We start from the raw sequence: 12,213 nt of genomic DNA on the forward strand, positions 1-12,213 counted from the left end.
CGGCCGCGGCGCCGGCGAGCCGCTTGATCTTGGCAACACCGGCGGACGGTATCCGCAAGCGGCCGCGCCACAGGCGGCCCAGCCCGGCTATCCGCCGGCGCAATCAGGCTATCCGGCGCAGTCGGGTGGCGCTGGCGTGACGACCCTGCCGCCCTCGGCATCGCCGCGCGACGAGTTCGACCTCGGCATCGGCTACATGCAGCGCAAGGACTATGCGCTCGCCGAGCAGACCATGAAGAATTTTTCGCAGAAATATCCGAACGACCCTCTGCTCGGCGACGCGCAATACTGGCTCGGCGAGAGCTACTTCCAGCGCCAGCAATATCGCGACTCCGCGGAAGCCTTCCTCTCCGTCACCACCAAATACGACAAATCGGCCAAGGCGCCGGATGCGCTGCTGCGGCTCGGCCAGTCGCTCGCCGCGTTGAAGGAGAAAGAGGCCGCCTGCGCCGCCTTCGGCGAGATCGGCCGCAAGTATCCGCGCGCCTCCGCCGGCGTCAAAGCCGCGGTCGATCGCGAGCAGAAGCGGGTGAAGTGCTGACACGCAGCGTTGATCGCTGACAATGCGGATAATGCTGCGCTAGAACGTGCCTGCCATTGGGCTGGCGATTGCTGGGCAGCGTCATGTCAGACGACGACAATTCTCCGATCTCGGCGCGCGAGGCGAAGCAGCTCTTCGCCGAGCTCAAAAGCGCGCCGGCGCTGGTGCTCGCGGTCTCCGGCGGGCCCGACTCGGTCGCGCTGATGTGGCTTGCGGCGCGCTGGCAGCGCAGTCTCGCGCGCGGCCCGCTTCTGACCGTCGTTACTGTCGATCACGGCCTGCGCCCTGAGGCGGCGCGCGAGGCGCGCGAGGTCAAGCGGCTGGCCACTGAGCTCGGATTGACGCACCGGACGTTGCGTTGGCACGGCGCAAAGCCGAAGACGGGACTGCCTGCGGCCGCGCGCGAGGCCCGCTATCGCCTGCTCGCGCAGGCCGCGCGGGCCGCCGGTGCGAGCCATGTGCTGACGGCCCACACTCGCGACGACCAGGCCGAGACCCTGCTGATGCGCCTGCTCCGCGGCAGCGGGCTTGCCGGGCTTTCGGCGATGGCCCATGTCAGCGAGCGCGATGGCATCATCCTGGCGCGGCCGCTGCTCGATGTTCCGAAGTCGCAACTGATCGCGACGCTGAAGCGGGCGAAGATCGGTTTTGCCGACGACCCCACCAACCGCGACACTGCCTTCACCCGGCCGCGGCTGCGCGCGCTGCTGCCGCAACTCGCGGCCGAGGGCGGCGATGCCCGCAACCTGGCGCGGCTCGCAGCAAGGCTGGCGCGCGCCAATGCGGCGGTCGAGGTACTGGCCGACGGCGCCGAGCGCTTCCTCCTTTTGCGGGATCGCGGCGTTGCGCCGCAGCCGGGCGTTCGCAGTTTCGAAGCGTCCGCGTTTACGGCCTTGCCGGAGGAAGTCCGGCTGCGGCTGCTGCTGCGGGCCATCGACGCCGTGGGGCACGAGGGGCCGGCGGAACTTGGCAAGGTCGAAACACTGATGGCGGCGCTCGATCAGGCGATTGCCGCGGGTCCCCGCGCGGCCGCAAATGGCCGGACGGTCCTCAAGCAGACCCTTGCGGGAGCCTTGATCAGCCTTGCCCGGGGGCGTATCCACATCGCGCCGGCGCCGGTCCGACGGTCCAAAGGCGGATAGTCGCGGACGGGCGGATCATGACACCGGCAGTTTCCGCCGCACCTCGTCAGGGCACCTTAACCAGGCAGGGAAAACCCCGAATCGGCCGCCATTATTTCAGCGGGAATCGGCCTAAGATGGGATAAATAGTCCCATCTCGTTCCCTTGGCAGCGGGCGGGGCGGCACCTAAATTGTATGCATCCAACCGAGAGGATTCCTTGGGGATTTCCTCGTATTGCCCAAGTAGCTCCTGAAGGATCAGGGCCGCGATCCGCGCGACCACGAAGGAAGATCGATGAACGCCAATCTGCGCAATTTCGCCCTCTGGGTCATTATTGTTTTGCTGCTGTTGGCGCTGTTCACGCTCTTCCAGAATCCGGGTCAGCGCGCCTCCTCGCAGGACATCGCCTTCTCCCAGCTCCTGAGCGAGGTTGACCGCGGCAACGTGCGCGACGTCGTGATCCAGGGGCCGGACATTCACGGCACCTTCACCAACGGCTCGAGCTTCCAGACCTATGCGCCGAACGACCCGACGCTGGTGAAGCGCCTGTACGACAGCAAGGTCCAGATCACTGCGAAGCCGCCGGGCGACAACGTGCCGTGGTTCGTCTCGCTGCTGGTCTCCTGGCTCCCGTTCATTGCGCTGATCGGTGTGTGGATCTTCCTGTCGCGGCAGATGCAGGGCGGCGCCGGCAAGGCGATGGGTTTTGGCAAGTCGCGCGCGAAGATGCTGACCGAAGCGCATGGCCGCGTCACCTTCGAGGACGTCGCCGGCGTCGACGAGGCCAAGCAGGACCTCCAGGAGATCGTCGAATTCCTGCGCGACCCCGGCAAGTTCCAGCGCCTCGGTGGCCGTATTCCGCGCGGCGTGCTGCTGGTCGGCCCTCCCGGCACCGGTAAGACCCTGATCGCGCGCGCGGTCGCGGGCGAAGCCAACGTGCCGTTCTTCACCATTTCCGGTTCCGACTTCGTCGAGATGTTCGTCGGCGTTGGCGCCAGCCGCGTCCGCGACATGTTCGAGCAGGCCAAGAAGAATGCGCCCTGCATCATCTTCATCGACGAAATCGACGCGGTCGGTCGTCACCGTGGCGCCGGTCTCGGCGGCGGCAACGACGAGCGCGAGCAGACGCTGAACCAGCTGCTGGTCGAGATGGACGGCTTCGAGGCCAACGAAGGCGTGATCCTGATCGCCGCGACCAACCGTCCCGACGTGCTCGATCCCGCGCTGCTGCGTCCGGGCCGCTTCGACCGCCAGGTCGTGGTGCCCAATCCGGATGTCGTCGGCCGCGAGCAGATCCTCAAGGTTCACGTCCGCAAGGTGCCGCTGGCGCCGGATATCAACCTCAAGACCATCGCGCGCGGCACGCCGGGCTTCTCCGGCGCCGACCTGATGAACCTCGTCAACGAAGCCGCACTGACCGCCGCGCGCCGTAACAAGCGCATGGTCACTCAGGCTGAGTTCGAAGAGGCCAAGGACAAGGTGATGATGGGCGCCGAGCGCAAGTCGCTCGTCATGACCGAGGAAGAGAAGCTGCTGACGGCCTATCACGAGGGCGGCCACGCCATCGTCGGCCTCAACGTGCCCGCGACCGATCCGATCCACAAGGCAACCATCATCCCGCGCGGCCGTGCCCTCGGCATGGTCATGCAGCTGCCCGAGCGCGACAAGCTGTCGATGTCGCTGGAGCAGATGACCTCGCGCCTCGCCATCATGATGGGCGGCCGCGTCGCCGAAGAGCTGATCTTCGGCCGCGAGAAGGTGACTTCGGGCGCCGCCTCCGACATCGAGCAGGCCACCCGCCTTGCCCGCATGATGGTGACGCGCTGGGGCCTGTCGGAAGAGCTCGGCACCGTCTCCTACGGCGAGAACCAGGACGAGGTCTTCCTGGGCATGTCGGTCTCGCGGACGCAGAACGCCTCCGAGGCGACCGTCCAGAAGATCGACTCCGAGATCAGGCGCCTCGTCGAGGAAGGCTACAAGGAAGCGACCCGCATCCTCACCGAGAAGCATGCCGACCTCGAGGCGCTGGCCAAGGGCCTGCTCGAGTTCGAAACGCTGTCGGGCGATGAGATCGTCGATCTCCTCAAGGGCAAGAAGCCGAACCGTGAGTCCGTGCTGGAGCCGGCCACGCCGCGCGCTTCCGCCGTGCCCCCGGCCGGCAAGTCGCGTCCGCGCCCCGATCCGGATCCTGGCCTCGAGCCGCAGCCCCAGGCGTAAGGCCTGCGCGAAATGGCCGGCTATTCCGGCAAACCGCTAGTGCAAAAGCTCGGCATCAAGCCGGGCTTTTGTATTTTTGTGGACGGTCTCTCCGCTCCCTATGGCGACATCGTCGGCGAACTGCCCGACGGCGTGCGGATCGTGAAGCAGACAAAGGCTCCGCTCGATCTCGTGCATCTCTTCGCGACCGAGGCCACGAGCCTCGCCACCAAGCTGCGTGATTACCGCAAGGCGATCGCGCCGGACGGGATGATCTGGGCGTCATGGCCGAAGAAGGCGTCAGGCGTTGCGACTGATGTGACCGAAGCGCTGGTGCGTGAGACCGCACTCGCGAATGGCCTCGTCGATATCAAGATCTGCGCCGTCAATGACGTCTGGTCCGGCTTGAAGCTCGTGATCCCCGTCAAGGACCGCGCCAAGGTCGCGAAATAGCACCAGCCCTGTAGGGTGGGCCAAGGCGCACTTGCGCCGTGCCCACCATCCGCGCCGCGCTCGCGATGGTGGGCACGCTGGCGCTTTGCCCACCCTACGATCCCGCGCCATAATGATTGGCGTCCCGCCAGTCGTCATGGCATGCTCCTCTCAAACAAAGGTGCGGCTCGACCGCGCCGTACAAAGGGGAGGGGAGACCGATGCGCGTCACGGCGGCATTGGGCGCGGTTGGCGCCATTTCATTCCTGTCATTCCCCACCCCATCCATCGCCGCCGAGATGCGCGGCGTCACCGCGACCGAAATCAGGATCGGCCAGACCATGCCCTATAGCGGGCCGGTCTCGGCCTTCGGTGCGCTCGGCAAGGGCGAGGTCGGTTACTTCAAGATGCTGAACGAGAAGGGCGGCATCAATGGCCGCAAGGTCAATCTGATCTCGCTCGACGACAGCTACGCACCGCCGAAATCGGTCGAACAGACGCGCAAGCTGGTGGAAAGCAACGAGGTCGCGCTGATCTTCTCCTCGATCGGCACCGCCCACAACACGGCGATCGCCAAATATCTCCAGGCCAAGAACGTGCCGCAGCTCTTCATCGGCTCCGGCGCCTCGAAATTCGCCGACATCGCGCAATATCCGCAGGCGACGATGGGCGTGCAGGCGCCGTTCCGCTACGAGGCGCGGCTCTATGCGCGCTATGCGCTGGCGAAGAATCCGAATGCGAAGTTCGCTGTCATCTCGCAGAACGATGATTACGGCCGCGATTATCTCGCGGGCCTCAAGGACGTGCTCGGCGACAAATACGATTCCGTCGTCACCAGCGCGACCTACGAGATCCAGGATCCGACCATCGATTCCCAGATCGTGAAGCTGAAGGCCTCAGGCGCCGATGTGTTCGTGATCGCGGCGACGCCGAAATTCGCGGCGCAGGCGATCCGCAAATCCTTCGAGATCGGCTGGCGGCCGATGACGTTCCTCTCCAATGTCGCGGTGTGGGTCTCGACCGTGATGGAACCTGCGGGACTGGAAGCGGGCACCGGCATTCTCTCCACCGCCTACGTGAAGGACCCTGATGATCCCGCCTGGAAGGACGACCCGGGCGTCAAAGGCTGGCGCGAGTTCATGACGAAATATGTGCCGGAGGCCGACCAGCACGACACCAACTACGTCAATTCCTACAACAGTGCGATGGCGCTGGAGGCGGTGCTGAAAGCCTGCGGCGACGATCTGTCGACCGAGAACATTTTGAAGCAGGCGTTCGCGATCCACGATCTCGAATTGCCGATGCTGCTGCCTGGCATCAAGGTCGACACTGGCACAACCGACCATGTCCCGGTCGACCAGATGCAGTTCATGCGCTTCAACGGCAAGAGCTGGGAGCGCTTTGGCGAGCTGCAGACGGGGAACTGATAACTGAAAAGGGGGCAGTTTTCGATACCATGAGACGGTTATGGCAGCGTCCCTGCCTCTTCAGCTTTTATGCGCACTGTTGCAAGTCGATTACAGCATTCGTCTCCGTCAGGAGTATCCTCTCAAATTGCAATTTAAAGGAGATCGAAGCCTAACCAAGCCGGCCTTGGCCGAATGAGCAGCAGGAGGGAGGAATGTCGGCGAAATCCTGGTGGAGTGTCCTTTCAATTGGAATCGCCGCGCTGCTCGGCAGCATCATCGGAGGCAATACACGCGCAATCGCGGCCTCCGACAACAACCCAAGAACATACGCAGGAGACTACCAGGGCGGGTCGCTTCCGATCGGAACCTTCATTGCGTTCCAATACGCAAGCTTTGCGCATGCCGATGCCTTTGTCGATCCCGCCGGACACACGCTGCCCAACTCGCACGCCAATACCTGGATAGAGTTTACGCGCGTGACCTATTTTGCCGAGATCGCGGATCATCCCTTCGTGATCGAAGCAGACCTGCCATTTGCGACACTGACGGATGTGAATATCCCGGGCACGAACAACCGTGTTGCCGGGGGGCTCGCCGATCCCGTGTTTCACATGACCTATTTCTTCATCTCCGACGCAAAGGTCCAGCGCTGGGTCGGACTCACTAATTTTCTCTGGCTGCCGCTCGGGCGCAGCTTCGACAACACCGCCGCGGTGAATGTCTCGTCACCGGGGCAGCTCACCGACACCCCTCAGTTCGGCTACACCGAGGGACTTGGAAAGCTTTCACCAAGTCTCAATGGGCTGTTTTTCGATCTGATCGCCAATGCATCGTTCCACAGCAACGGCAGAAGTCCTCTCGAGGTGGTCAATCCGCCTGGGGCGCCGTTCCCCGGAGTCCTGCGATACGATAGCTTGACGCAGCAGCCGTCGTACGACGTCAAGGCATTCCTGCGCTATAATCCGAGCACGTTCCTGTTTGCCGCCGTCGGCATAGAGAAGTCCTGGGGAGGCGAGCAAATAGGCACAAACGGCAGATTTGTCGCCGCCGGACTGCCGATCTCGATACCTCAGCCCAATATGTCGCTTGGTCGAGATGATTTCTTGAGGGGCCATTTCCAATTTCAAGTCCCGCTCGCTCAGGATTTCACGATAGCCGGTGACGTGTTTCACGATTTCCAGGCGACGGCTGGGCTGCGGGAGAACATTGGGGTCGAAGTTCGTCTGGCCAAATTCTTCTTTCCGCCACCGCGCGCGAATTAAGCCCCCTTTGACCGGAGCGATGCAGCCGAAGGCAGCCACCATCGGTCGCCGATTGACTTCGATTTGGCTCTGACACGGCTGGGCAGAGGTGCCTGCGATTTGTCGTTGAACAATGCGGCTGCCTTGCCGGAGGGGCTCGTCCAAAAGCCGATATGCTGGTTCGAGTGCTAATGGGTGGCACTCACAGACCTTCTGCCATGACCTGAACCAGGTCCGGTCTACTCCCGGAAACCGACATGGGCAGCGGCGGTCTCGGTACGTGTTGGGAGCACCGCCGACGTTAACCCTGTCGGCAAATGATCCGTGCGTGTGTCACCAGCCGCCGACAAGTTGCCTCATTGGAGCGGAGAATTTTCAGCGGCACTAACTCAGGTTAGAGGCGCATCATGCTGAGAATGGCGTTGCTGGGCCTGCTTATCCCGCTGTGTGTTGGCGTGCTGTCCGCAATGGAGCTCAGAGCTCCACCGCGCCGCGCAGTCGCGATCGTCCAGCCCGTTGCCGAGCCAGACGCAGGCATTTCCGATTCACATGGCGCGTTGGCGAAGGCCGATCGCCTTGAAGTCGCCGCTGTGAGCAGTGAGAGGCCAGCACAGGCTGAATTGGTCGAGGAACCCATTGCTCCGCCGCGCATTGCGCCGCCGGAAGACACCAATATCGGTTCCTCGGAGCCTCCGGGGCCGATCGTCCGTCAGCGGGACAATCCGAAGAAGGTCACTACCGCTTCGCGTCCCAAGATGGTTGCCAAGTCGAAGCCAAAGGCAACCGTTATCAAGCGAACTGCCATTTCCCAGCGTCCAAAGGCCGCCAGCGATACCGAGCCCTGTCGGCTCAAGGAGTTTGGTGGCCTGCAAAAGGCCTTGAATTCAGCCAGCTGCGAAATCTGAGGCCCCTATGGGCATGGCAGATCGAGGTCGAATAATCTGTGTTCGTGGTCCGCTGTGGGGCCCAGAACCGGAAGTCTGGGGTTGCCAGATGCTTGGTCCGCTCTGTCTTTTTTTTTGATAGCGGACATGTCAGGGCTTTCGCTGCACGTCGGCTCAGGGCTCACTTTCGGACTCATGCACCGCAACAAAGGTGCCTGATCGTTGGCGCGCGTTGAAGCAGCGCCGACGCACGACCATCTGCTGATTCCTGTCAGCTGCGTCGGCCTTCTCCGAGATCGCGATGGTAAGTTGGCTCTCAAGTCCTTTCGCACGATGGTCTCGAAGCGTGAGGCCAGACTGCGCCGCTATCCAAAGTCTTATCGGAGTTGGATCACCAGCGACCTTTAGCCGGTCGCATCAGACACAATTCCATCCGACCGGTTAGGTCCGGCACGGACCGACGGGAAACGTGCTGGACCGCCCCAGTTGGGTTCCCACGTTCACGGACCGGTGAACGGCGGCTCCGACGAAATAAGCACGAAGCCATTTCCCTATTTCGGCGATGACGGGCTGAAACGATTTGGGATCAGCATGCAGTGCGTTGGGGGTTTTGTTCTAGTGAGGTTCCGATTTGCTTCTCACCAACTCATTGGGAGAATCGAAATGATTGACAAATTTCGCTCCGCTTTTCTCGCCTTCGCAATTTTCGCGATCACCAGCACTGCAATTGCCCCGGCCTCAGCGGCTGTTGCCAAACATACAATTCAGTCGAACACGCGAAATCATGGAATTCATTGGACGCCGACACTGCGAATGCCGGCGGCGCAACGCCCAGCCAGTGATCCCTTCGCATCCATGGTGTTGGGATGACGACGAAGGCCGAGTAGGGTCTTGGCTGTGTGAAAACGCCGAGGCGCTTGATGGCGATAGAAAAAGCTATTCGTCCACGACCCTCTTAACCCCCAAACTCGCAAGCCCGCCCAACTTAAAGCACGAAATGAAGAATGTAATTCTCGCCGCGTTTCGATCTTTCGTGTTTCTACACAGCCAGGGTCACTAACTGACATTGTAGATTTGCGGCGGTGGCCCGTTTCGGGTCAAAAGCGGCGGGCTGGGCAGAGCGGGGTGATGTCCGGTCTAACCCAGACGGCCGACACTGTGACGGTGCGACATCCGCAAGAGGCGACGGCAAGGGAGCGTGTCAGGCCCCTCCATATGCAAGAAGGCGCTCGGTCAACGCTTCCGGATTCGACAACGCAACGAGATGGCCCCCCGGGAATTTCCTCTATCTCCTTGCCGAGCCTTGCACGCGCGACACGCCGTTGGAATTCGAGCGGGAAGAAGCGGTCGTCTCTTGCCGCAAGTACATGAAGGGGGATGTCGGGCCAGCGCTCGAAGCGACAGGGCTCGCCGAAAACGGTGGGAGCTTCCTCGCGTGGTTGTTCCGGGCCGGTGCGCAGCACGTCCTGCGGCACGTCATGCAGAAAATAGGTTCCCACATCGAATTCCGTCGGATAGCCGCCGCGCCTCGCGGCTTCTTCCCGCGCTTCGACCGCTCCTGTGGCGCCCCACCATGCACCAGCGGTCTCCCCGGGCTCGGGGATCATCGCGTTGACGAATACAACTGTCCGCACGGGAGCACGCTCGCAGACGAGGGGCGCCGTGAAGCCCCCTAGCGACTGGGCGACGAGTATCACGTCCGTTCGTTGCGCCATCGCGCCGATGACGATGTCCGCATACGCCGCGAGACCGGAGTTCCTGTCGTCGCCAGGCAGATCGACGGCGATGGCTTCGTGCCCCGCCGCGCGAATAAGCGGGGCTACGCGGTGCCAATACCAAGCCATGCCGCCTGCCCCGGGGAGAAGGACGAATGTTGCCATATGAGTTCTCCTGTGTCGCTGCCAGAATTGCTGCTCAGCGAGCTTGCCCGCTTGATCAGGATTGATCTTACCTATGATGTGAGGCCGGGCTGGTTCTCGCCTTCGGGTCGAAGCGTCGTTCTAGTCGCCCGCTAGTCACTTCCGGCCTGTCCCGATAGGCGAACGATTTAAAGCGCGCCCATGGGCAATCGCGTGGGGTTGATCCTTGGGGCGGTCCAATCGCGTACCACCCTGTTTTCACGTGTGCTACCTAGTTGGGTAGCAAAATGGTAGCGGGAAAAGCAGATGACTGACGATCAGGTCGATCTCGTCGTTCGGCACCTTTGCGAGCAATTGCACTTGGCGCTCCGATTGAAGGGTAGCGAGGCACATCCGCCAAACGCCAAGGATATTGGATTCGACCCTGCCTCTGTAAGAACTGTACTGCTGACCAGCTTGCGGTCGGCGGGTGTCACGATCCACCACGGAGCAGCCGGGGCGAGCGAAGAGCCGCCGTGGTCCTAAACGCAAAACGCGGGACAGACGCCCCGAGCCAATGTCTCAGTTGGGTCGGAAGCGGAGGTCACAGCAAGAACGGGACGTTTGCGAGCGTTTAGTTTTGTGGACGCGTAAAGGGGACAAAGCGCACGAGGGCGACGGCGCGCGTCGTCGTCTTGTCGGGCGCAATTTTTTCGACGACCGTGAGCCACTGAGTGGTGTAACCGGGGCCCACCGGCATAACCAGCCGGCCACCTACTTTAAGCTGCTCAATCAGCGGCGGCGGTGGCTGCCCGAGGGCGGCAGTCACGATGATGGCGTCAAAAGGACCGCATTCGGGCCAGCCATCGTAGCCGTCGCCGAGCTTGACGCTCACGTTGTCATACGCGAGGTCTCTTAGCGTCTTCGCGGCGGTCTCGGCCAATTGCGCGATGATCTCGATGGTGCAGACCTTTCGTGCCAGGTGCGCAAGGATGGCGGCCTGATAGCCCGATCCCGTCCCGACTTCCAGCACAACGTGATCGGGCGCGACCTCGGCCAACTGGGTCATCAAGGCCACGATGTACGGCTGCGATATGGTCTGCCCGAGGCCGATCGGAATCGGTCTGTCCGCGTATGCGATGGAGCAAGATTGCTCGGGGATGAACAGATGGCGTTTCGTTTGCTCCATGGCCTCAAGGATTCTCTCCGACATGCCTTGCTGTCCCAAGGCACTGGCAGCGGATCGGGCGTATGTCCTGATGGTTTCGACCATGGCGGCGCGCTCGCGGACACATTCCGCGTCCTTTGGTGCATCCTGCGCGGTCGCTTCCGAGGCGATGACAACCATGGCAAACACGAGCAGCAGCAAGACCTTCATCGTGCGCTCTCCAAGAGGTCGTGGGTTCACATCTACCGCTTGAGCGCAATGAGCCGATTCGACGCGTCACCTCAGCGAATCACGGCGTCCAGCGAATGACCGCAGTGCGTCAGGGGCTCCAGCAGTCATGATATCATCACTGCATCTGGCAGGTAAGTTGACCTCTCCGCACGCATTGCCGACCCAAATACAACCGGGATCCCTCACCTAATGTCCGTTGCGGGTGGTAAACAACGGACTTAACAGACGCGTGAAGCACTAAGCGACAAAGAGCACGAGGCGACGCCGCCAACAAGACGGCCTCATCTCACTTCGCTACGTCGGCGCCCGCCTTTGCGACTTGGCCATCCTGAACTGACGTCCCGCCAGAGACGCCGATCGCCCCGACAATCTTGCCATCCACATTAATGGGAATACCGCCTTCCAGCGGTGATGCCCCACGGAGCGCCAATGAGCGCAAACCGATGCCGCCCTGCGCTACCAAATCCTCGAACACTTTGCTGGGGCGCCTGTAGTTGATCGCGCTGAGTGCCTTGTCCTCGGCAGCCATAAGAGAGCCGTATTGGGTATTGTCGAGCTTGTGCAGCATCACCATGTGGCCCGTGCTGTCGAGGATCACGATGGCCATCGCCCAGTTATTCTTTTCGGCCTCCGCTTCCGCGGCAGCCATTATTTTTTTGGCTGCCTCAAGCCCTAGTGGCACTCCGTAAGGAATTATCGGGGGTGGGGATGGCGCCTGTTGAGCGCTGGCTGTTGCCGAGAGTATTACTGCAGCCAGGATGGAAGCGACTTGCGTCTTGCGCTGCGTCCTCATGTTGTTGTCCTCCCGATATCTGCTGGTCGGCTAAATGGGCTGCCCCTGCACTGGACATTTTCGAGCGGAGGATTGCGCCAATCGGTACCAGAGTCCATTGGCCGAGGGGGCCGGCGCAAAAGAAAGGGCCGCTTTTCCTATAGCTGATAACCTTCCAGGCTCGGGGTAGGGCCCTTCGATCGGCGGCGTGCCAAGGACCGCTAAGGCTCAGAAGCGGAAGTCTGGGGTTGCCAGATGCTTGGTCCGCTCTGTCCTTGATTGTGTTGAAAAACTCGGTTTTCTGTGAGGTGTAATTTTTCTAAGCCGTGCTGACGCGTTCTCGCGGCAGAGACGTGGGGGGACCGCGTCAGTTCGTTC

General features: G+C 62.0%; 11 protein-coding genes. 8 read left to right on the plus strand and 3 right to left on the minus strand.

Annotated features, from left to right (window positions below):
* The 8 genes from ybgF to AC629_RS45980 all read left to right on the plus strand — a co-directional run.
* A partial coding sequence (gene ybgF / locus AC629_RS37005) for a tol-pal system protein YbgF (RefSeq protein WP_084809682.1) occupies window positions 1-541 on the plus strand: 541 nt, incomplete at its 5' end.
* Between the two features lie 83 nt (window positions 542-624).
* Window positions 625-1,683 (plus strand): tRNA lysidine(34) synthetase TilS, encoded by a 1,059-nt coding sequence (tilS, locus tag AC629_RS37010; RefSeq protein ID WP_084809683.1) that lies wholly within the window; start codon window positions 625-627, stop codon window positions 1,681-1,683.
* Between the two features lie 275 nt (window positions 1,684-1,958).
* On the plus strand, window positions 1,959-3,881 hold the full coding sequence (ftsH, locus tag AC629_RS37020; protein ID WP_074118067.1) for an ATP-dependent zinc metalloprotease FtsH: 1,923 nt from the start codon (window positions 1,959-1,961) through the stop codon (window positions 3,879-3,881).
* A gap of 12 nt (window positions 3,882-3,893) precedes the next feature.
* On the plus strand, window positions 3,894-4,313 hold the full coding sequence (locus AC629_RS37025) for a DUF3052 family protein (RefSeq protein ID WP_084809685.1): 420 nt from the start codon (window positions 3,894-3,896) through the stop codon (window positions 4,311-4,313).
* Window positions 4,314-4,513: 200 nt separating this feature from the next.
* The gene (locus tag AC629_RS37030) at window positions 4,514-5,719 is read left to right on the plus strand and encodes an ABC transporter substrate-binding protein (protein ID WP_084809686.1); all 1,206 of its coding nucleotides are present in this window, start codon (window positions 4,514-4,516) and stop codon (window positions 5,717-5,719) included.
* A 194-nt stretch (window positions 5,720-5,913) separates the two neighbouring features.
* Window positions 5,914-6,963 (plus strand): transporter family protein, encoded by a 1,050-nt coding sequence (locus AC629_RS37035; RefSeq protein ID WP_084809687.1) that lies wholly within the window; start codon window positions 5,914-5,916, stop codon window positions 6,961-6,963.
* Window positions 6,964-7,349: 386 nt separating this feature from the next.
* Window positions 7,350-7,847, plus strand: a complete 498-nt coding sequence (locus tag AC629_RS37040) for a hypothetical protein (protein WP_084809688.1) — start codon at window positions 7,350-7,352, stop codon at window positions 7,845-7,847.
* Between the two features lie 642 nt (window positions 7,848-8,489).
* Window positions 8,490-8,696: a hypothetical protein gene (locus AC629_RS45980; protein ID WP_143199735.1), complete on the plus strand. Its 207-nt coding sequence runs from the start codon at window positions 8,490-8,492 to the stop codon at window positions 8,694-8,696.
* A gap of 227 nt (window positions 8,697-8,923) precedes the next feature.
* On the opposite strand, the gene AC629_RS37045 is transcribed toward AC629_RS45980, so the two are convergent.
* The 3 genes from AC629_RS37045 to AC629_RS37055 form a co-directional block, all read right to left on the minus strand.
* Entirely contained in the window at window positions 8,924-9,706 is a 783-nt protein-coding gene (locus tag AC629_RS37045) for an alpha/beta fold hydrolase (RefSeq protein WP_084809689.1), read from the minus strand.
* 592 nt (window positions 9,707-10,298) lie between these two features.
* Entirely contained in the window at window positions 10,299-11,042 is a 744-nt protein-coding gene (locus AC629_RS37050) for a protein-L-isoaspartate(D-aspartate) O-methyltransferase (RefSeq protein WP_084809690.1), read from the minus strand.
* A gap of 307 nt (window positions 11,043-11,349) precedes the next feature.
* A complete protein-coding gene (locus tag AC629_RS37055) occupies window positions 11,350-11,745 on the minus strand; it encodes a GlcG/HbpS family heme-binding protein (RefSeq protein ID WP_283848225.1) in 396 nt (131 codons plus the stop codon).
* Between the last annotated feature and the right edge of the window lie 468 nt (window positions 11,746-12,213).

The organism is Bradyrhizobium sp. NAS80.1, from assembly GCF_001908205.1.
In the GTDB taxonomy this organism is placed as follows: Bacteria; Pseudomonadota; Alphaproteobacteria; order Rhizobiales; family Xanthobacteraceae; genus Bradyrhizobium.

What these genes read in the sequence shown, in the direction of transcription:
- tilS (WP_084809683.1), top strand. Translation starts at nt 625, where the DNA reads ATGTCAGACGACGACAATTCTCCGATCTCGGCGCGCGAGGCGAAGCAG.
- ftsH (WP_074118067.1), top strand. Translation starts at nt 1,959, where the DNA reads ATGAACGCCAATCTGCGCAATTTCGCCCTCTGGGTCATTATTGTTTTG.
- AC629_RS37025 (WP_084809685.1), top strand. Translation starts at nt 3,894, where the DNA reads ATGGCCGGCTATTCCGGCAAACCGCTAGTGCAAAAGCTCGGCATCAAG.
- AC629_RS37030 (WP_084809686.1), top strand. Translation starts at nt 4,514, where the DNA reads ATGCGCGTCACGGCGGCATTGGGCGCGGTTGGCGCCATTTCATTCCTG.
- AC629_RS37035 (WP_084809687.1), top strand. Translation starts at nt 5,914, where the DNA reads ATGTCGGCGAAATCCTGGTGGAGTGTCCTTTCAATTGGAATCGCCGCG.
- AC629_RS37040 (WP_084809688.1), top strand. Translation starts at nt 7,350, where the DNA reads ATGCTGAGAATGGCGTTGCTGGGCCTGCTTATCCCGCTGTGTGTTGGC.
- AC629_RS45980 (WP_143199735.1), top strand. Translation starts at nt 8,490, where the DNA reads ATGATTGACAAATTTCGCTCCGCTTTTCTCGCCTTCGCAATTTTCGCG.
- AC629_RS37045 (WP_084809689.1), bottom strand. Translation starts at nt 9,706, where the DNA reads ATGGCAACATTCGTCCTTCTCCCCGGGGCAGGCGGCATGGCTTGGTAT.
- AC629_RS37050 (WP_084809690.1), bottom strand. Translation starts at nt 11,042, where the DNA reads ATGAAGGTCTTGCTGCTGCTCGTGTTTGCCATGGTTGTCATCGCCTCG.